This is a genomic window from Streptomyces sp. NRRL B-3229, from assembly GCF_000719505.1.
GTDB lineage: Bacteria > Actinomycetota > Actinomycetes > Streptomycetales > Streptomycetaceae > Streptomyces > Streptomyces griseorubiginosus.
Genome location: NZ_JOGP01000002.1, coordinates 358730 through 377525, shown reverse-complemented (window position 1 = coordinate 377525; position 18796 = coordinate 358730). Strand labels below are relative to the sequence as shown.

General features: G+C 72.0%; 17 protein-coding genes. 4 read left to right on the top strand and 13 right to left on the bottom strand.

Annotation, left to right across the window (positions count from 1 at the left end; genetic code table 11):
* Positions 1 to 218: 218 nt before the first annotated feature.
* Both IF54_RS0104635 and IF54_RS0104630 read right to left on the bottom strand, forming a co-directional pair.
* The gene (locus IF54_RS0104635; RefSeq protein ID WP_030314734.1) at positions 219 to 572 is read right to left on the bottom strand and encodes a cytidine deaminase; all 354 of its coding nucleotides are present in this window, start codon (positions 570 to 572) and stop codon (positions 219 to 221) included.
* 28 nt (positions 573 to 600) lie between these two features.
* On the bottom strand, positions 601 to 1416 hold the full coding sequence (locus IF54_RS0104630; RefSeq protein ID WP_051735330.1) for a helix-turn-helix transcriptional regulator: 816 nt from the start codon (positions 1414 to 1416) through the stop codon (positions 601 to 603).
* Between the two features lie 146 nt (positions 1417 to 1562).
* Here IF54_RS0104630 and IF54_RS0104625 point away from each other — a divergent pair, with 146 nt between their 5' ends.
* Complete coding sequence (locus IF54_RS0104625) at positions 1563 to 2996, top strand: MFS transporter (protein ID WP_030314730.1); 1434 nt, start codon at positions 1563 to 1565, stop codon at positions 2994 to 2996.
* On the opposite strand, the gene IF54_RS0104620 is transcribed toward IF54_RS0104625, so the two are convergent.
* From IF54_RS0104620 to IF54_RS0104605, 4 genes are read right to left on the bottom strand one after another with little or no spacing between them, the layout of a single operon-like run.
* Positions 2958 to 3317: an MmcQ/YjbR family DNA-binding protein gene (locus IF54_RS0104620; RefSeq protein ID WP_030314728.1), complete on the bottom strand. Its 360-nt coding sequence runs from the start codon at positions 3315 to 3317 to the stop codon at positions 2958 to 2960. The two genes, IF54_RS0104625 and IF54_RS0104620, sit on opposite strands and share 39 nt — an antisense overlap.
* Entirely contained in the window at positions 3314 to 4621 is a 1308-nt protein-coding gene (locus tag IF54_RS0104615; protein WP_030314726.1) for a hemolysin family protein, read from the bottom strand. The genes IF54_RS0104620 and IF54_RS0104615 overlap by 4 nt, the downstream gene beginning before the upstream one ends.
* Positions 4618 to 5115, bottom strand: a complete 498-nt coding sequence (gene ybeY / locus IF54_RS0104610) for an rRNA maturation RNase YbeY (RefSeq protein WP_020136251.1) — start codon at positions 5113 to 5115, stop codon at positions 4618 to 4620. Before ybeY ends, IF54_RS0104615 begins: the two co-directional genes overlap by 4 nt.
* Positions 5116 to 5128: 13 nt before the next feature.
* A complete protein-coding gene (locus IF54_RS0104605) occupies positions 5129 to 6187 on the bottom strand; it encodes a PhoH family protein (RefSeq protein ID WP_078851872.1) in 1059 nt (352 codons plus the stop codon).
* 291 nt (positions 6188 to 6478) lie between these two features.
* Here IF54_RS0104605 and IF54_RS0104600 point away from each other — a divergent pair, with 291 nt between their 5' ends.
* On the top strand, positions 6479 to 7201 hold the full coding sequence (locus tag IF54_RS0104600) for an FAD binding domain-containing protein (RefSeq protein WP_030314721.1): 723 nt from the start codon (positions 6479 to 6481) through the stop codon (positions 7199 to 7201).
* Between the two features lie 197 nt (positions 7202 to 7398).
* Here the strand turns inward: IF54_RS0104600 and IF54_RS0104595 are convergent, their stop codons facing one another.
* The 3 genes from IF54_RS0104595 to IF54_RS0104585 form a co-directional block, all read right to left on the bottom strand.
* On the bottom strand, positions 7399 to 8511 hold the full coding sequence (locus IF54_RS0104595) for a carbohydrate kinase family protein (protein WP_030314719.1): 1113 nt from the start codon (positions 8509 to 8511) through the stop codon (positions 7399 to 7401).
* A gap of 126 nt (positions 8512 to 8637) precedes the next feature.
* Entirely contained in the window at positions 8638 to 9927 is a 1290-nt protein-coding gene (locus IF54_RS0104590; protein WP_030314717.1) for a glucarate dehydratase family protein, read from the bottom strand.
* 8 nt (positions 9928 to 9935) lie between these two features.
* Positions 9936 to 10832, bottom strand: a complete 897-nt coding sequence (locus IF54_RS0104585; RefSeq protein ID WP_051735329.1) for a 5-dehydro-4-deoxyglucarate dehydratase — start codon at positions 10830 to 10832, stop codon at positions 9936 to 9938.
* Positions 10833 to 10989: 157 nt separating this feature from the next.
* Here IF54_RS0104585 and IF54_RS0104580 point away from each other — a divergent pair, with 157 nt between their 5' ends.
* Positions 10990 to 11772 (top strand): IclR family transcriptional regulator, encoded by a 783-nt coding sequence (locus tag IF54_RS0104580; protein WP_030314713.1) that lies wholly within the window; start codon positions 10990 to 10992, stop codon positions 11770 to 11772.
* 187 nt (positions 11773 to 11959) lie between these two features.
* Positions 11960 to 13150, top strand: a complete 1191-nt coding sequence (locus IF54_RS0104575) for an MFS transporter (RefSeq protein ID WP_030314711.1) — start codon at positions 11960 to 11962, stop codon at positions 13148 to 13150.
* Positions 13151 to 13214: 64 nt separating this feature from the next.
* Here IF54_RS0104575 and IF54_RS0104570 read toward each other — a convergent pair whose 3' ends face one another.
* Genes IF54_RS0104570 through IF54_RS0104555 form a run of 4 tightly spaced genes read right to left on the bottom strand, consistent with a single transcriptional unit; the run spans position 13215 to position 18764 of the window.
* Complete coding sequence (locus tag IF54_RS0104570; protein ID WP_030314709.1) at positions 13215 to 14204, bottom strand: adenosine deaminase; 990 nt, start codon at positions 14202 to 14204, stop codon at positions 13215 to 13217.
* Between the two features lie 20 nt (positions 14205 to 14224).
* Positions 14225 to 15157, bottom strand: a complete 933-nt coding sequence (locus IF54_RS0104565; RefSeq protein ID WP_030314707.1) for a ribonuclease Z — start codon at positions 15155 to 15157, stop codon at positions 14225 to 14227.
* A 6-nt stretch (positions 15158 to 15163) separates the two neighbouring features.
* Positions 15164 to 15517 carry a histidine triad nucleotide-binding protein gene (locus IF54_RS0104560; RefSeq protein ID WP_030314706.1) on the bottom strand — a complete coding sequence of 118 codons (354 nt, stop codon included), beginning with the start codon at positions 15515 to 15517 and terminating at the stop codon, positions 15164 to 15166.
* A 31-nt stretch (positions 15518 to 15548) separates the two neighbouring features.
* Positions 15549 to 18764 (bottom strand): S41 family peptidase, encoded by a 3216-nt coding sequence (locus IF54_RS0104555; protein ID WP_030314705.1) that lies wholly within the window; start codon positions 18762 to 18764, stop codon positions 15549 to 15551.
* Positions 18765 to 18796 lie beyond the last annotated feature (32 nt).

Below are 18796 nucleotides of genomic sequence, written 5' to 3'. Positions count from 1 at the left end.
TTTCCGATCGCGGGGACCCGTCGTCCCGGGATTTCAGAAAGCGACTCTATGGCGGTGCCGCCGAAGCGTTCTACGGACAGCAGTCACCATCGCCGGGTGACAATGTCCCCTGTCCGGGCGGGACATGTGCCCACCCCGCAGGGACAATCACCCGGCCCTATTCCCCGGTGCGGAAAGCCAAACGTCACCGGGCAAGATTGTTGAGGGAGGAAAAAGCGTCAGCCGGCCGACACGGTCAGCTGTACCGTCCCGTCCGGTGCGGCGACCAGCACCGGAGTCCCCGCCCCGCCGAGATCCCGTACGGCGGCCAGGTCCTCCGGCGCGGCGGTCTCCGCCTCGGTCACCACGGCCGCCGCCTCCAGCGACTTCGCCCCGGACGCCACGGCCATGGCCACCGCCGTCCGCAACGCGCTCAGCCGCAGCGAGGGAAGCTCCACCGTCGCGGCCACGTACGTCCGCCCGGTGTCGTCCCGTACGGCCGCCCCCTCCGGCGCCCCGTTCCGGGCCCGCGCCGAACGGGCCAGGGTCACGATCTTGCGGTCCTCGGGGTCAAGCGCACTGTTGTCGGTCATGACAGGAGCATACGAACCGGGCCCCCGGTCATCCCGCCACGGGGTACATCGCCCCGCGCCGCCCTTCCGGTGAGGCCAGCCACTCCAGCTTGGCGGCGGTGTTCGCCTCGTCCAGCGGGGTGTGCAGGACGACCGTCAGATCGGAGCGGGCCGGCACCTTCAGCGCCGTGGACTCCACGCACAGCAGCCCGACCAGCGGATGGTCGAGCTCCTTGCGGATCACCCCGGCGTCCTCTATGTCCCGCCGCTCCCACAACTCGGTGAACTCGGCGCTCGCCGCCATGACCCGGGCCAGCACCTCCCGGTACCCCTCGTCGTCCGGCCGCGCCGAGGAGGCCGCCCGGAACTGGGCGACGACGGTCCGCGCGTTCTGTTCCCAGCTGTGCGAACGCGACCGGTACAGCGGGTCGGTGAAGAAGTCCACGAGACAGTTCTGGGTGTTCTCCGGCCGCATCCCGAGCACCCAGCCGGCCGCGTCGTTGTACAGCACGCAGTTGTAGTACGCGTCCATGATGTGCGCCGGGTACGGCATCCAGGTGTCGATCAGCCGCCGCAGCCCCTCGCAGCCGTGGTCGGCGGCAGGCTCGGGCGCGGGCGGGTTCAGCCCGGCGAGGACGTACAGATGCCGCCGCTCGGCGTTGCTGAGCCGCAGCACCCGCCCGACGGAGTCGAGGACCTGCGGGGAGACCGAGATGTCCCGGCCCTGCTCCAGCCACTGGTACCAGGAGGCCCCCACGCCCGCGAGCACCGCGACCTCCTCGCGCCGCAGACCCGGGGTGCGGCGCCGCGCACCACCGTCCGGCAGCCCGGCCTCGGCGGGCGAGACCCGGGCCCGCCGGCTCATCAGGAACTCGCGCAGCTCACGGTGGCGCTCACTCTTGGGTACGACCTCGGGCACGAACGCTTCCCCCTCGCTGTTGCCTGGTGGTGCCACCACCAGCACAACTTCCGGCTCCCCAAGGCTATTCCGGCGGCCGCAGGCTCTTGCCCATGGCGATCGACACCACCCATCCCCTCCCCGACGCGCTCGACACCCCCCGGTTGTCGACGCGCGACAAGTTCGTCCTGTTCGTCCTGTGCGCCGCCCAGTTCATGGTGGCGCTGGACTTCTCCGTCCTGAACGTCGCCCTGCCCGTCCTCGGCGCGGACCTCGGCATGAGCCGCTCCGGCCTCCAGTGGGCGGTCACCGCGTTCGCGCTGCCCTCCGGCGGCTTCCTGCTCCTGTTCGGCCGCGTCGGCGACCTCTTCGGCCGCAGGAGGCTGTTCCTCGCGGGCCTCGCCCTGTTCGGCGCGGCCTCCGTCCTCGCGACCGTCGCCTGGGACCCGGCGTCCTTCCTCACCGGCCGGGCCCTCCAGGGGCTGGGCGCGGCGGCGATCGTGCCGACCGGCATGTCCCTGCTGACCACGACCTTCCCGGAGGGCCCGGCCCGCGACCGCGCCCTGGGCATCTCCGGCACCCTGCTCTCGCTCGGCTTCACCGTCGGCATGGTGGCCGGCGGCACCCTCACCGACACCTTCGGCTGGCGCTCCACGATGGGCCTGCTCACCCTGTTCGCCCTGATCGTGCTCCCGCTGGCCCCCGTCCTGCTCAGGGAGTCCCGCACCCCCGACCGCCCCCGCCTGGACGTGCCCGGCGCGATCACCGTCACCGGCGCCCTGCTCGCCCTGATCTACGCCCTCTCCACGGCCGCCGACCACGGCTTCGGCCGCGCCGACGTCGTGATCACCCTGATCGCGGGCCTGCTGCTGCTGGCCGCCTTCGTCACGGTCGAGTCCCGCACCGCGCAGCCCCTGGTGTCCCTGCCGATGCTGCGCCGCCGCACGGTGGCGTGGGGCAACATCGGCGGCCTGGTCACCTTCTCGATGATGTCGACGGTCGTGTTCGTGCTGACCCTCTACCTCCAGGAGGTCCTGCACCTGTCCGCCTTCGAGACCGGCCTGGTCTTCGGCGTCCAGGGTGTCCTGTCGGCGGTGGCCGGCATCTACGCCCCCAGGGTCATCGGCCGCTACGGCCCGCGCCGCACCCTGGTCGGTTCGCTCGTCGGCCAGGGCGCCCTGATCGCCGCCCTGATGGGCCTGGGCACCGGGAACTGGTCGGTGTGGCTCGCCACGGCCGCCGTCTCCCTGGCCAGCATGTGCCACCTGGGCGCGATCATCTCGTACGGCATCACGGTCACCTCCGGCGTCCCCGACGAGGAGCAGGGCCTGGCCACCGGCCTGGTCACCTCCACCCAGCAGGTCGGCATCACCGTCGGCATCCCGCTGCTCGGCGTCCTCGCCACCACCTCCCCCGACCTGCTGACCGGCGTCCACACGGTCCTCGCCCTGGACGCGGTGCTGGTGCTGGCGGCGGCGGTGCTGGTCGCCGTGGGGCTGCGAGTGCGCTCAGGGGCGGTCGAGACGCAGCCGCTCGGCGCGCGGTAGACCCGCCACGACCAGGTCGTACGAGTCCTCCACGAGCTCCCGGACCAGTCGGTCCGGGAGCTCGCCGTCGACGGTGACGGTGTTCCAGTGGCGCTTGTTCATGTGGTAGCCGGGGATGATCAGCCCGGGGTGGTCGGCGCGCAGCCGGATCGCGTCCTCGGGGTCGCACTTGAGGTTGACCTTCAGGGGGCGGTTGTCCAGCCAGCTCAGGGCGAACATCTTGCCGAGCACCTTGAAGACGGACACCTCCGGACTGAACGGGAAGTCCTCCACCGCCGCGTTGAACGACAGGCACAGGGTGCGCAGTTCCTCGGCGGTCACTCGGACTCCTTCTCCGCCTCGGCGGGTTCCAGGGCGGCCACCGGCTCCACCAGCACCGTCACGATCTTGTTCCGGCGTCCGGCGGCGGCCTCCGCGGTGAGGCGCAACGAGCGGCCGTCGGGCAGCTCCACGACCGCGGACGCCCCGGCGATGGGCACCCGCCCCAGCGCCTTCGCGAGCAGCCCGCCGACCGTCTCCACGTCCTCGTCGTCGTACTCGTCGAGCCCGTACAGCTCGCCGAGGTCGGTGATGTCGAGACGGGCGGTCACCCGGAAGCGGTCGTCGCCGAGTTCCTCCACCGGCGGGAGTTCACGGTCGTACTCGTCGGTGATCTCGCCGACGATCTCCTCGAGGATGTCCTCGATGGTGACGATGCCGGCCGTACCGCCGTACTCGTCGATGACGACGGCGACGTGGTTGCGGTCCTGCTGCATCTCGCGCAGCAGGTCACCGGCGTTCTTGGTGTCGGGCACGAAGGCCGCGGGCCGCATGGCCGTGGAGACCAGCTCGGACTCGGCGTCCCGGCTGATGTGCGTCTTGCGGACCAGGTCCTTCAGGTACACGATCCCGACGACGTCGTCCTCGCTCTCCCCGGTGACGGGTATGCGCGAGAAGCCGGACCTGAGGGCCAGGGTCAGGGCCTGACGGATCGTCTTGTAGCGCTCGATGACGACGAGATCGGTGCGCGGCACCATGACCTCCCGCACCAGGGTGTCGCCCAGCTCGAAGACCGAGTGCACCATCCGGCGCTCGTCGTCCTCGATCAGGGACTCCTTCTCGGCGAGGTCGACCAGCGCGCGCAGCTCCGCCTCGGAGGCGAACGGGCCCCGGCGGAAGCCCTTGCCGGGGGTGAGCGCGTTGCCGATGAGGATCAGCAGTGAGGGGATCGGACCCATGATCCGGGCCAGCGGGAGCAGGATGTACGCGGCCGCGGTCGCCGTGTTGAGGGGGTGCTGGCGTCCGATGGTGCGCGGGGACACCCCCACCGCCACGTACGAGACCAGCACCATGACACCGATCGCGACCAGCAGGGCCCGGGTGGTGCCCGGGAACTCCTGGAGACAGGCGTAGGTGACCAGGGCGGCCGCCGCCATCTCGCAGGCGACGCGCACCAGCAGCGCCACGTTGAGATAGCGGGTCGGGTCGGCGGCGATCTGCGCGAGTTTGGCGCTGCCCCGCCGCCCGTTCCGTACGGCTTCCTCGGCGCGGAAGCTGGAGACGCGCGCGAGGCCCGCCTCCGCGCAGGCGGCGAGCCATGCGACGACGACCAGGGCGATGGCGCCCGAGACGAGGGGCAGGCTCATGAGACGGTCGGCGCGGGGGACGGGCCGGTGAGCCCCTTCTCCTGCCGCCAGCCGTCCACGATGGCCGCCTGGAGGCCGAACATCTCGGCCTTCTCGTCGGGCTCCTCGTGGTCGTAGCCGAGCAGGTGCAGCACGCCGTGGACGGTGAGGAGCTGGAGCTCCTCGTCCATGGAGTGCTGCGTCTCGGCCTCCTCGCCCTGCTTCTTGGCGACCTCGGGACACAGCACGATGTCGCCGAGGAGGCCCTGCGGGGGCTCGTCGTCGTCTTTGCTGGGCGGCCTGAGCTCGTCCATCGGGAAGGACATGACGTCGGTGGGCCCCGGCAGGTCCATCCACTGGATGTGCAGCTGCTCCATGGCATCCTCGTCCACGACGATCACCGAGAGCTCGGAGAGCGGGTGGATGCGCATCCGGGCGAGGGCGTAGCGGGCGATGTCGAGGATCGCCTGCTCGTCGACCTCGGTTCCGGACTCGTTGTTGACGTCGATCGACATGGTGCTGGCTTGTCTACTTCCGCTTGGTCCGGCCGCCCTTGTGGGTGCCGTTCTCCGTACCGTTCTCGGTGTCGTACTTCTCGTACGCGTCGACGATACGGCCGACCAGCTTGTGCCGTACGACGTCCTGGGACGACAGGCGGGAGAAGTGCACGTCCTCCACACCCTCCAGGATGTCCTGCACCTGCCGCAGCCCCGACTTGGTCCCGTTGGGCAGGTCGACCTGCGTCACGTCACCGGTGATCACGATCTTCGAGTCGAACCCGAGCCGGGTGAGGAACATCTTCATCTGCTCGGGGCTCGTGTTCTGGGCCTCGTCCAGGATGATGAAGGCGTCATTGAGGGTGCGCCCCCTCATGTACGCCAGCGGTGCGACCTCGATCACCCCCGAAGCCATCAGCTTCGGGATCGAGTCCGGGTCCAGCATGTCGTGCAGGGCGTCGTACAGCGGGCGCAGGTACGGGTCGATCTTCTCGTACAGCGTGCCGGGCAGGAAGCCGAGCCGCTCTCCCGCCTCCACCGCCGGGCGGGTCAGGATGATGCGGTTGACCTGCTTGGACTGGAGGGCCTGGACCGCCTTGGCCATGGCGAGGTAGGTCTTTCCGGTACCGGCGGGGCCGATGCCGAAGACGATCGTGTGCTTGTCGATCGCGTCGACGTACCGCTTCTGGTTGAGGGTCTTGGGGCGGATGGTGCGGCCGCGCGAGGACAGGATGTTCTGTGTGAGCACCTCGGCCGGGGTCTCCTGGCCGTCGCTCGTCCCGTTCTCGCTCGCCCGCAGCATGGCGATCGAGCGTTCCACTGCGTCCTCCGTCATCGGCTGTCCGGTGCGGAGCACCAGCATCATCTCGTCGAACAGGCGCTGCACGAGGGCGACGTCCGCCACCGCGCCGGTCGCGCTGATCTCATTGCCCCGGACATGGATGTCGGCCGCCGGGAAGGCCTTCTCGATCACGCGCAGCAGGGAGTCTCCGGACCCCAGGACCGAGACCATGGGGTGCTGGGCGGGGACGGTGAACTGTGCTCTCGCCTGCCCCTGCGCGGGGGTGTGACCTGTGGGTGTCTGAGTCATGGGCCGGCGCTTAAGGCCTGCGGTTCCTCCTCGTCAGGGCCGCACAGTGGAAGGCGGCCTCGCGGTTCCAAGGGTACGACGGTGCACCGACAACGCCGTAGGGCTTTTCGACGGCCGGAGCGCCCTGGTTGCCGCGGTGAGCCCTGCATGCTCCCCCGCCCTCCCGGGAAGAATGCGTCGCTGCCACGCGTGTGTTCGAAGAATCTGGCCGGTCGACTGGCCCGTTGGTCGGCCTTTCGGCTGTTCGACTGCTCGGCTGTTCGACTGTTCGACGGAGAAAGCGGGAAGCCCGTGCTGTTGCGTCTGCCCACGACCCTGCCCGAGGCACAGGAGTGTCTGTCCGACGGGGCGATACCCGTCGGCGGCGCGACGCTGGTGTGGGCCGCCTGGCAACGCGACGGATTCCCCGAGCAGGCCGTGTCGCTGCGCGAGGTCCCGGAGGCGAACGTTCTCGGGGCCGGTGAGGTCGGGGCGGCGGTCCTGCTGCACCGGATCGACGAGCGGGTGCCGGAAGTGCTGCACCGGGCCGCGTCGGGCATCGGCACGGGGGCGGTGCGGCGGACCGCCACGGTCGGCGGGAACGTCGTCGGCAGCACCCTGCGCTGTCTGCTGCCCGCGGCACTCGTCCTGGACGCCCGGGCGCGGGTGCTGGCGGCGGAGGGGCCCTTCGAGACGGATCTCGCCGAGGTGCTGGCCAAGAAGCCGCTGCTGCTGAGCCTGCACTGGGACGAACCGCTGGTCAGCGGCTACCACAAGGTGGCCGAGGCGGCGGGCGGACCGCCGCCGCTGGTCGTCGCGACGGCCGTGCGCGCGACCGGGGAGGGCGGTCGCGTGCTGCGGGTCGCCGTCCGTGACGGCTACGACTTCCTCAGCGAGAACGTGCCCTGTTCAGGGGGCGCGGACAGGGTGCTCGACGCCTTGGGCAGTACGGCGATCGGGGCGCTCCCGGCCGAGGCTGGCGAGGTGGTCCGGGACCAGGTGATCTCGGTGCTGGAGCGAGCCGCGGGTCTCTGAACCCAGGCCGACGGGGGGCACATGGCGGCCGGGGAGGCTCATACCGGCGGGACCCAAGCCGACATGGGGCTCACGCCAACTTGAGGTTCACGCCGAGCCGGGGTCTCACGCCGACCACACAGGCCTAGGGCACGCATACCAGGCGGCTCATGCCGCCCCGGGCTCACGCCGCACGACCCCCACACCACCCCGGAACCTCACGCCGATCTCCCGAAGCCGATCGTCGGCACCGCCCTCCGCAGGGGCCACGCCGGGGTCTCCTCCTCCGGGACCAGGCCGGCGAGGAAGGCGTACCGGCGCAGGGCGGCCGGGTCCTGGGTGGTGACGGACTGGACCCGGCGCCACCAGGCGCCGATCTCCGACCAGCCCGGCGCGGACAACGAGCCGCCGAACTCCTGGACGGAGAGCGCGGCGGTCAGGCCGGCGAAGGCCAGCCGGTCCGCCAGCGGCCACCCCGCGAGGGTGCCGGTGACGAAGCCGGCCACGAAGACGTCCCCGGCGCCGGTCGGGTCCATCGCCTCGACCTCGATGGCCGGGACCTCGGCGGTCTCGCCGGTGCGCCGGTCCACGGCGTACGCGCCCTCCGCGCCCAGGGTCACCACGGCGAGCGGCACATGCTCGGTGAGGGCGTGGGCGGCCTCCCGGGGGCCGGTGGCGCCGGTGTACCGCATGGCCTCCTCGGCGTTGGGCAGGAAGGCCTCGCAGTGCGCGAGGTCGGGGAGGCCTGCGAGGTCCCACGCCCCGGTCTCGTCCCAGCCGACGTCGGCGAAGATGCGGGTGCCCCCGCGGGCGGCCTGGGCGATCCAGGGGGCGCGTCGGCCGGGCTCCAGCGAGGCGATCGCGGCACGCGCGCGGGGCGGGCAGTCCGGGGCGGGTTCCTCCGGGGGCGGTTCGTGGCCGTGGGAGACCATGGTGCGCTCGCCCTCGTAGGCCATGGAGACGGTGACCGGTGAGTGCCAGCCGGCGACGGTGCGGGACGGTGAGAGGTCGATGCCCTCGCCCTGTTCCAGGGCGTCCCAGCAGTACTCGCCGTAGTGGTCGTCGCCGAAGGCCGCGGCCAGCGAGGTGCGCAGGCCGAGCCGGGCCAGCGCGGTCGCCATGTTCGCGACTCCGCCGGGGCTGGACCCCATGCCGCGCGCCCAGGACTCGGTACCGCGCACGGGGGCGGAGCCGAGTCCGGTGAAGACGATGTCGAGGAAGACGGTGCCGGTGAGATAGACGTCCCAGGGCGGATCTCCGGGTGTGCGCACTGCGGCCAGGGGGTCGACCTGGGCCTTGTACGACGGTCCCTTCCCGGTGGACGCGCTCACGGTGTGCTCCCTGCGGTGGTGCCGATCAGCCCAGTCTGCACCACGGGACCGACAACCAGCCGCGTGCCACGTCAGCCCTTCCCGACTCCAGGGGTTCGGCCCCGCACCGCTACAGCTGCCGCACCGCTACCAGCGGGGAACCGCAGGCGTGACCCACCCCGGCTCGGCCACCCGCATCGCCGCCGCGTCGTCGCGCTCCCGCATGGAGCCGTCGTCGTCGAGCCACCGCCGGTGCAGGAAGGCCAGCTTCTCCCGGTCGAGTTCGACGCCGAGGCCGGGCGCGTCGGAGACGGTCACGGACCCGCCCTCGAACTCCAGCCGCTCGGTCAGCACGTCCTCCGACTGCCACGGGTAGTGCGAGTCGCAGGCGTGGTGGAGGTCGGGCACGGTGGACGCGACATGGGTCATCGCGGCGAGGCTGATGCCCAGGTGGGTGTTGGAGTGCATGGAGATCCCGACCCCGAACGTCCGGCAGATCGCGGCGAGTTGCTGGGTGTTCCGCAGCCCGCCCCAGTAGTGGTGGTCCGACAGCACCACCTGCACGGCGTCCCGGGTGAACGCCTCCTCGATCTCGGCGAAGGTGGTCACGCACATGTTGGTGGCCAGCGGCACCGACGTCCCCGCGGAGACCTCGGCCATCGCCGGCGTGCCGAGCGCCGGATCCTCCAGGTACTCCAGGACGTCCCCGAGTTCCCGGGCCACCTCCAGCGAGGTCGCCACGCTCCACGCCCCGTTGGGGTCGAGCCGCAGCGGATGCCCCGGGAACGCCTCGGCGAGCGCCCGGATCGCCGCGATCTCCTCGTCCGGCGGGAACACCCCGCCCTTGAGCTTGAAGGACGTGAAGCCGTACCGCTCGGTGAACAGCCGCGCCTGCGCGACGACTCCCGCGGGATCGACGGCCGCTCCCCAGTCGTCCTTCTCGGCGGCCACGCCCTCGGGGTGGGAGGCCCACTTGTAGAAGAGATAGGCGCTGTACTCCACGGCGTCGCGCACCTTGCCCCCGAGCAGCTCGTGCACGGGCAGCCCCAGCGCCTTGCCGAGGGCATCCAGGCAGGCCACCTCGAACGCGGAGACCACGGACAGGCGCAGTTTGTCGGCGGTCTGCACGCCGCGCAGTCCTCCGACGTCGACCTGTCCTGAGATGCGGGAGGAGTCGACGGCCACCTGGTCCGCGAGCGCGAACAGGCCGTTCAGGTCGCTGACCCGGCGCCCGACCAGTTTCGCGGCGAACGGCCGTGCCAGTTCCAGGTACTTGGTGTCGCCGTACGTCTCCCCGACGCCGGTCACCCCGTCCGCGGTCCCGACCTCGACGATCAGCCGGGGCGTGTAGGGCTGGTGCACGCCCTGCGTGTTCAGCAGGGGCGGGTCGGCGACGAGGATGGGGGTGAGGCGGACGTCGGTGATCGTGAGGTCCACAGGGGGGGTCACAGTGCGGCTCCTACGAGGTCGAGGCCGGTGGTCAGCAACTGCCGGAGTTCCGCGAGGTCGGCGGCCGTCGGATCGGTGAGGGGGGCGCGTACGGGTCCGACCGGGCGGCCCCGCAGCCGTGCGGCCGCCTTCACCAGCGACACCGCGTACCCGGGCACCCGGTCCCTGAGCTCGACGAGCGGGACGTAGAAGTCGCGCAGCAGTTTCTCCACGGTGCCGTCGTCGCCGTCGCGCAGGGCCGTGAAGAAGGCGTCGGCGATCTCGGGGGCGAAGGCGTGGACGGCGGAGGAGTAGGCGGGGACGCCGACGGTGGCGTAGGCGCGGGCCTGGATCTCGGCGGTGGCGGCGCCGTTGAAGAACAGGAAGTCCTCGGGGGCGGCGAGGGTGAGCCGCTGGAGCCGGTCGAGGTCGCTGTGCCCGTCCTTGAGCCCGATGACCCCGGGGATCGCGGTGATCCGGCGGAAGGCGGCCACGCCGAAGGAGACCTGGCCGCGCTGGTAGGCGATGAGCGGCAGCGAGGTGCGGGCGGCGAGCTGCTCCAGCTGGGCGACGAGCCCGTCCTGCGGGGCGGCGACCAGGTAGTGCGGGAGCACCAGCAGCGCGTCCGCGCCGGCCTCCTCGGCGATCCGGGCGAACCGGGCGGCCTGCGCCCAGCCGTAGCCGACCCCGGCGACGACGGGCAGGCGTCCCGCGGCCTCCTCGACGGCGACGGTGACGACCCGCCGGTACTCGTCCTCGTCGAGCGAGAAGAACTCGCCGGTGCCGCAGGCAGGGAAGACCGCGCCGGGGCCGGTGGCGATCTGGGCCGCGACATGGGCGCGGAAGCCGTCCGGGTCGAGGGCGCCGTCGTCGTGGAAGCTCGTGAGCGGGAACGACAGCACACCGCGTGCCATGCCGTCCCGCAGCCGTCGGACCGTGTCCGCGTGGAGGGTCCCCACCACTCATCTCCCCATGTAGATGTCATCCACGTATGGAGATGGAGATTAGATACGCGAACCGGTCTCGTCAATGGGTCGGCCCCGGGCCGGACGCCCCGATTACCATCGGCGCATGTCGGAGACAGGTGGCGTCCGCGAGGTGAAGTCGGCGGCCCGCACGGTCGAGCTGCTCGAACTGCTGGCCGCGCGCGGCGACCGCCCGGCCCGGCTCCAGGAACTCGCGGACGAGCTGGGTGTGCCCCGCAGCTCGATGTACGCGCTGCTCCAGACCCTGATCTCACGGGGCTGGGTCCGCACCGACCTCACCGGCTCCCTCTACGGCATCGGCATCCACGCCCTGCTCACCGGCACCAGCTACCTCGACTCGGACCCGCGCGTGCGGGCCGTACGCCCCTATCTCGACGAGGCGTCCCAGGCGCTCGGCGAGACGATCCACATGGGCCGGCTCGACGGCCGGGACGTGGCGTACCTGGCGACCCGGGAGTCCCACGAATACCTGCGGACCATCAGCAGGGTGGGCCGCCGCCTGCCCGCGCACGTGGGCGCGCTCGGGAAGGCACTGCTGGCCGAGTGGCCCGACGAACGGCTCCCCGAGGGGCCGTACGAGGCACTGACCCCGAACACCCGCACCACCCGCGACTCCCTGCTGGCCGACCTCGCCGAGACCCGGGCGCGGGGCTACTCCGTCGACCGCGAGGAGGGGGTCCTCGGCATCATCGGCTTCGGGTTCTGTCTGCGCTACGACTCCCCCGCCCAGGACGCCATCAGCTGCTCGGTGCCGGTCGCCCGGCTGACGCCGGAGCACGAGCGGCAGATCGTGACGGTGATGCGGGAGATCAGGGGCAAGATCGAGGCGACGGCACCGGGCGCGGGAGGCGCCCCGAACTGGCGCTAGCCGCACCGGAAAAGGGCTTCGCCTACCCGGCATCACCCACCCCAAACAGATCGTGATCCAGATCACGCGCTCCGGACTGTCTCCGCAACCGCGTGCTTGATACAAATTCTTCGCGCGTTCCTGTCCGTCGACGGCCTGCGCCCATCCCCCTTTTGAGCCGCTTCTTTCGCATGCCCTGGGAACGCCCGTGTTCGCCCGTCGCTCCACCCTGCCCTGGCCCCTCGTCGCCCTTTTCACGGCCGGGTACCTGGCCCCCTATCTCCTCCCCACCACCGTCGGCAGACTCGACTCGGGTCTTCCGCTGACCGCCACCGAGGCGGGCGCCGTCGGCAGTGCCCTGCTGCTGAGTTCGGCCGCGGCCGGCTTCCTGCTCGCCTCCCGCGTGGACCGCCTCGGCCCCCGCACCGTCGCCCGCGTCGGCCTGACCCTCGCCGTCCTCGGCTACGGCGGCGCCGCCCTCGCCCACGCCGTCCCCGCGGTCGTCGTGGGTGCCCTGATCGGCGGCTTCGGATCCGGTACGGCGACCGCGGTGGCCGCCACCGGCATCGCCGCCCAGCCCGACCCGCACCGCACCACCACGGCCGGCCTGCTGGGCGTCTCCGCCCTCGCGGGCGCCGTCTACCTGACCGTCCCCCACCTGGGCCAGGGCCACGGCCAGCCGCTCGCGGCGATCGCCCTCACCGCCCTGGCCGTCTGGCCCCTGACGGGCCGTCTCCCGCTCGCCACAGCCCCCGCCCCCAGCCGGGACACGGCGACCACTCCCCTCCCCCACCTGCGCGCCGGCCTCCTCCTGGCCGCCACCGCCCCCTGCTGGTCCCTCACCCAGAACGCCCTCTGGGGCGTCAGCGGCCGCATCGGCCTCACCCAGGCCCACCTCTCCGAGACGACGGTCGGCGCGGTCTTCGCCATCGCCCTCGGAGCGGGCCTGCTGGGAGTCGTCGGCGCGGGCGCCCTCGGCCCCCGCCTCGGCCGCGCCCTCCCCATCGGCGGCGGCACGGTCCTCATCGCCGCCTGCATCACCCTCAGCGCCTCGGCGACCGACCTGACGACCTTCGCGACCGGCGAGATCGCGTGGAACACCCTCTACCCGATCGTCCTGTCGTACGTCATAGGCCTGGCCGCCTCCCTGGACCCCCGGGGCCGCTGGGCGGTCCTGGTCGGCTCGGCCTCCTCCCTGGGCACGGCAGCGGGCCCGCTGACGGGCAGTGTCCTGTCCGCGCAGGCCGGATTCACAACGATGGGTACGGTCCTGGCGGCCGGCCTCCTGCTGATTGCCGTACCGATGACGGCGGTGGCACTGGGCGCGGGCAGGCGCACGCTCCCGGTGGTGGAAATCCAGGTGGAAACGCAGCCCTACGACAAAGCAACGGCCGCTTAAGGGCAGTCAGGGGCGCGGGGAACTGCGCGACCAGCCCCCACCGGCCCGCACCCGACAACGCACCTCAGAACTCGTACGCATCAACTTCCGCAAGATACCGACCCCGCAGCTCCTCATCATGCTCAAGGAAGGACGCAAGGAAGGAGTTGCGGGCCAGCTCCCGAAGCCGCTCCTCACTCAACCCCAACTCCACCCGCACAGCATCGAAGTTGTCCCCCGCATACCCCCCGAAGTACGCAGGGTCATCAGAGTTCACCGTGCAGAGAAGCCCCGCATCCAGCATCGCCGGCAACGGATGCTCACCCAGCACGTCAACCGTCCGCAGCCGCACGTTGGACAAGGGGCACAAGGTCAGCGGCACACGGTCCCGCACCAGCCGAGCCACCAGCTCCGGCGACTCCACACACCGCAGCCCGTGGTCGATCCGCTCCACCCCGAGCACGTCCAGCGCCTCGACGATGTACTCCGGCGGCCCCTCCTCCCCCGCGTGAGCCACCCGCCGCAGCCCCAGAGCCGCCGCGGCCTCGTACACCTCGCGGAACTTCACCGGCGGATGTCCCACCTCGGCGGAGTCGAGGCCGACCCCGACGATCCGGTCGAGGTACGGCTTCGCGGCCTCCAGCGTCTCCAGTGCCGACTCCGCGGACTCGTCCCGCAGGAAGCACATGATCAGCTGGGTGGAGACCCCGTGGTTCTCCACGCTGCGCCCCAGCGCCCGCCACAACCCCTCGACGACCGTCCCCATCCCCACGCCCCGCGCGATGTGCGCCTGGGGATCGAAGAAGATCTCCGCGTGCCGCACCCCCTGCGCGGCGGCCCGGCCGAGGTACGCGTTCGCCAGGTCCTCGAAGTCCCGCTCGGTGCGCAGGACGGCCATGAGCTCGTAGTACAGGTTCAGGAAGGACTGGAGGTCCTCGAAGGCGTACGCCTTGCGCAGCTCGTCCGTCGAGGCGTACGGCAGCTCGACGCCGTTGCGCGCGGCCAGCTCGAAAGCCAGCTCCGGTTCCAGAGTGCCTTCGATGTGCAGGTGCAGTTCAGCTTTGGGGAGGGACATCAAAGCATCGTACGGCTGCTCTACCGCCGTTTCGGAACCGGCACCCGCAGCAGATCATGGGCCACGGTCAGCTCGCCCTCGTACCCGGCGGCCCGCGCCTGCCGTTCGAACTCTCCCCCGGACTCCGTCCGGGAGGTGCCCCCAGGGTCCGAGTAGCGCTGGCTGAAGTGGGTGAGCACGAGATGCCGTACACCGGCGTCCCGGGCGACCCGCGCCGCCTGGCCAGCCGTCAGGTGACCGTGCTCGACGGCCAGTTGCTCGTCCTCGTCCAGGAACGTCGACTCGATGACGAGCATGTCGGCGCCGTCCGCGAGCGCGTGCACGCCGTCGCAGAGACGGGTGTCCATGACGAACGCGAACCGCTGGCCGCGGCGGACCTCGCTGATGTCGTCGAGCGAGACGCCGTTCAGCGAGCCCTCGCGCTGGATCCGGCCGACGTCGGGGCCCTTGATGCCGTGCGCGGCGAGCCGGTCGGGGAGCATGCGGCGGCCGTCGGGCTCGGTCAGGAGGTAGCCGTAGGACTCGACGGGGTGGGAGAGCTTGCGGGCCTCAAGGGTGTAGCCGGCGGTCCGTGCGATCACCCCGTCCTCGGCGACCGGTGCCTCGGTGAGCGCGACCGTCTCGCGGTACGCCGTCGCGTACCGCAGGCGGTCGAAGAAGCGCTGCCCGGACTTCGGGTAGTGGGCGGTGACCTCGTGCGGGACCCGGTCGAGGTTGATGCGCTGGATCACCCCGGCGAGGCCGAGGGAGTGGTCGCCGTGGAAGTGGCTGACGCAGATGCGGTTGAGGTCGTGGGCGGCGACCCCGGCGCGCAGCATCTGGCGCTGGGTGCCCTCGCCGGGGTCGAAGAGCAGGCCCTCGCCGTCCCAGCGCAGCAGGTAGCCGTTGTGGTTGCGGTGCCGCGTGGGGACCTGGCTGGCGGTGCCGAGGACGACCAGTTCACGTACGGACATGGGGAGTTATCCGGGGGGCCACTGGAGGCCGCGGCCGCCGACGACATGGGCGTGGGCGTGCCAGACGGTCTGGCCCGCGCCGCTGCCGGTGTTGAAGACGGTGCGGTAGCTCTCCAGCTTCTCGTCGTCGGCGACGGCCTGGGTCTCGCGCAGGACGTCCGCGGCGAGTTCCGGGGCGGCGGCGGCGAGGACCGCGGCGTTCTCGTAGTGGGCCTTGGGGATCACCAGGACGTGGGTGGGGGCCTGCGGGTTGATGTCCCGGAAGGCGACGGTGGTGTCCGTCTCGCGGACGATGGTCGCCGGGATCTGCCCTGCGACGATCTTGCAGAACAGGCAGTCGTCCTGGGGTTCCCCTGCCATGTGGTTCCTTCCGTAGAGGTCCTGAGGCATCTTAACGAGGCGTCGTCGGCGGAGTCTTCGCCGGACGGGCCTCCAGAGCCTCCAGCGCGATCCGCACGGCCTCGTCCAGCTGGGCGTCCCGGCCCGCTGCGTGGTCCTGCGGCCGCTGTACGACCTCCACGTCCGGGTCGACACCGTGGTTCTCCACGCCCCACTCGTAGCCCTCCAGCCAGAAGGCGTACTTCGGCTGGGTGATCAGCGTGCCGTCGACCAGGCGGTAGCGGCTGTCGATGCCGATGACACCGCCCCAGGTGCGGGTGCCGACGACCGGGCCGATGCCCAGCGCCTTGATCGCCGCGTTGACGATGTCGCCGTCGGAGCCGGAGAACTCGTTGGCCACCGCCACGACCGGGCCCCGTGGCGCGTCCCAGGGGTAGCTGTACGGCCGCATCCCGCGGGGCACCGCCCAGCCGACGATCCTGCGGGCCAGCTTCTCGACGACCAGCTGGGAGGTGTGGCCGCCCCGGTTCTCGCGGACGTCGACCACGAGACCCTCGCGGGCCACCTCCACCCGCAGGTCGCGGTGGATCTGGGCCCAGCCGGGGGCCTGCATGTCGGGGACGTGGAGATAGCCCAGCCGTCCGCCCGACTTCTCGTGGACGTAGGCGCGGCGGTCGGCGACCCAGGCGTGGTAGCGCAGGGGTTCCTCGTCGGAGATCGGCACGACGACGGCGTGGCGCAGCTCGCCGCCACCGGACGGGGAGACGGTCAGCTCGATCGGCTTGTCCGCGGTGCCCACGAGCAGCGGTCCGGGGCCGGTGACCGGGTCGACCGGGTGGCCGCCGACGGCGACGATCGCGTCCCCGGCGCGGACCGCGACCCCGGGGGCGGCGAGCGGGGAACGGGCGTGCGGATCGGAGGTCTCGGTCGGCAGGATGCGGTCGATGCGCCACAGTGCCGATCCCCCAGGACCGTCCTCGTGGCGGGAGATGTCGGCGCCGAGGAGTCCCTGCCGGGGCCCGTGGCCGTGGCCGCCGCGCGGGGTGACGTAGGCATGGGAGGTGCCGAGTTCGCCGTGCACCTCCCACAGGAGGTCGACGAGGTCGTCGTGGGTGGCCAGGCGGTCCAGGACGGGCCGGTACCGGTCGAGGACGCCGTCCCAGTCGACGCCGCTCATGTCCGGGCGCCAGAACTGGTCCCGCATGATGCGGCCGGTCTCGTCGTACATCTGCCGCCACTCGGCCGCCGGGTCGACGGTCTGGCGGATCAGGGCGAGGTCGACGGTGATGTTGGTGTCGCTGTCCTCGTCGCCGGAGGCACGCCGGTCGCTCGGTACGACCTTCAGCCGGCCGTCGGTCCACAGCAGCACCCGCTTGCCGTCGCCGCTGACGGCGAAGTGGTCGGCGTCGCCCGCGAGGTGTTCGAGGCGCTGCTGGGCCAGGTCGTAGCGCTGGAGGTCCGTCTTGGGGTCGGGGTCGTCCGGGGTGGCCCGGGAGGCGCCGAGGACGCCCTGGACGGGGTGGCGCAGCCACAGGACGCCGTCCTTGGCCGCGCGCAGGTTGGAGTAGCGGCCCGCCTCGACCGGGAAGGGCACGATCCGGTCGGCGAGGCCCTCCAGGTCGATGCGGGTGGTGGGGGTGCCCTCGCTGTCGGGGGTCTCGTCCTTGTCGGGCGTCTCGAAGGGGCGGCCGTGACGCTGCGGGCCGAAGGGCGAGGGGGTGGTCGCGGCGAGGGTGATCAGGTGCGGGCGGTCGCCGACCACGAAGGCGAGGTCGAAGACGTGCTCGTCGTAGACCGGGTCGAAGGAGCGGTTGGACAGGAACGCCAGGTGCTTGCCGTCGAGGGTGAAGGCGGGGGCGTAGTCCTGGAAGCGCAGGGGGGTGGCCTCGGTGACCGAGAGGTCGGTGGTGTTGGCGAGGCGGAGCTGCGAGAGCGGGCCGGGGCCGGGGTGGGTCCAGGCGAGCCAGGCCGAGTCGGGTGAGAAGGTCAGGCCGCGGACGTCGCCGTCCTCGCTGCGGTCGACCTCGCGGACCTCGCCGGTCTCCCGTTCGACGAGCAGGACCCGGCCGTCGTGCGCGGCGACCGCGGCCCGGCTGCCGTCGGGGGCCATGGCGAGGCCCAGGACCCGGCCGAGCCGGCCGGCGGCGAGGCGGCGCGGGGTGGCGCCGGGGGCGAGTCCGGTGGCGGGCGCGAACTCCAGGGCGTCGTCGCCCTCGGCGTCCGTCACCCACACCACCCACTCCTCGCCCTCGGTGCGGAAGGTGCGGGGCAGCCGGGCCCGCACGCCGGGTTCGACGGCGAGGGCGCGGGCCGGTCCGGCGCGGTGGGTGACCCAGTGGACGGCTCCGCGCACGGCGACCGCGCTGCCGCGCGCGGTGTGGTCGGGGGCGGCCGAGCCGAACCAGTGGGCGGCGTTCACCGGGAACGGCTGCCGGTCGACGCGCTGGCCGCCGAGCCGGACGTCCAGGCGGCGGGGTTCGGCGCCGTCCAGGTTGTCGAGGATCCACAGCTCGCCGGCCGAGCTGTAGACGACGCGGGTGCCGTCTCCGGAGGCGTGGCGGGCGTAGTAGCCGTCGAGGGCGGTGTGGCGGCGCAGGTCGGAGCCGTCGGCGAGGGAGGAGTAGACGGCTCCGGTGCCTTCGTGGTCGGAGAGGAAGGCGATCCGGTCGCCGGCCCACACCGGGTACTCCAGGTTTCCGTCCAGCTCCTCGTGCAGCCGTACGAACTCGCCGTCGCCGTCGCGGTCGATCCACAGCTTGCCCGCGGTACCGCCCCGGTAGCGCTTCCACCACGCGGCCTCGCGGCCCATGGGGGCGGACAGGAGGACGGTCGCCGGGCCGTGGGCGACATGGCCGACGGGCCCGTACGGCAGGGTGGTGCCGGGGCCGCCGTCGAGCGGGACGGTGTGCGCCCAGCTGCGGCGCAGGCTCGCCTGGCCGTGGGTGGTGATGGCGAGGACCTCGCCGCCGGGGGTCCAGCCGCGTACCTGGGTGCGGGAACTGCCCCAGTACGTAAGTCTCCTGGTGGGTCCGCCGTCGACCGGGGCGATGTGCACCTCGGGGGCGCCGTCGCGGGTGGAGGTCCAGGCGACGGTGGTGCCGTCGGGCGAGATCCGGGGGTGGGTGACCGGGACGTTGTCGGCGCTGACCCGCCAGGCGCGGCCGCCGTCGAGCGGCGCGAGCCACACGTCGTCCTCGGCGGTGAAGGCCACCAAGTCGCCCTGCACATGCGGAAACCGGAGATACGCAGACGTCGCAGGCTGTGTCACCCGATCACCCTATGCACGCGCGGTCGCCGTGC

What these genes read in the sequence shown, in the direction of transcription:
- IF54_RS0104635 (WP_030314734.1), bottom strand. Translation starts at nt 572, where the DNA reads ATGACCGACAACAGTGCGCTTGACCCCGAGGACCGCAAGATCGTGACC.
- IF54_RS0104630 (WP_051735330.1), bottom strand. Translation starts at nt 1,416, where the DNA reads ATGAGCCGGCGGGCCCGGGTCTCGCCCGCCGAGGCCGGGCTGCCGGAC.
- IF54_RS0104625 (WP_030314730.1), top strand. Translation starts at nt 1,563, where the DNA reads ATGGCGATCGACACCACCCATCCCCTCCCCGACGCGCTCGACACCCCC.
- IF54_RS0104615 (WP_030314726.1), bottom strand. Translation starts at nt 4,621, where the DNA reads ATGAGCCTGCCCCTCGTCTCGGGCGCCATCGCCCTGGTCGTCGTCGCA.
- ybeY (WP_020136251.1), bottom strand. Translation starts at nt 5,115, where the DNA reads ATGTCGATCGACGTCAACAACGAGTCCGGAACCGAGGTCGACGAGCAG.
- IF54_RS0104605 (WP_078851872.1), bottom strand. Translation starts at nt 6,187, where the DNA reads ATGACTCAGACACCCACAGGTCACACCCCCGCGCAGGGGCAGGCGAGA.
- IF54_RS0104585 (WP_051735329.1), bottom strand. Translation starts at nt 10,832, where the DNA reads ATGGCACGCGGTGTGCTGTCGTTCCCGCTCACGAGCTTCCACGACGAC.
- IF54_RS0104580 (WP_030314713.1), top strand. Translation starts at nt 10,990, where the DNA reads ATGTCGGAGACAGGTGGCGTCCGCGAGGTGAAGTCGGCGGCCCGCACG.
- IF54_RS0104570 (WP_030314709.1), bottom strand. Translation starts at nt 14,204, where the DNA reads ATGTCCCTCCCCAAAGCTGAACTGCACCTGCACATCGAAGGCACTCTG.
- IF54_RS0104565 (WP_030314707.1), bottom strand. Translation starts at nt 15,157, where the DNA reads ATGTCCGTACGTGAACTGGTCGTCCTCGGCACCGCCAGCCAGGTCCCC.
- IF54_RS0104560 (WP_030314706.1), bottom strand. Translation starts at nt 15,517, where the DNA reads ATGGCAGGGGAACCCCAGGACGACTGCCTGTTCTGCAAGATCGTCGCA.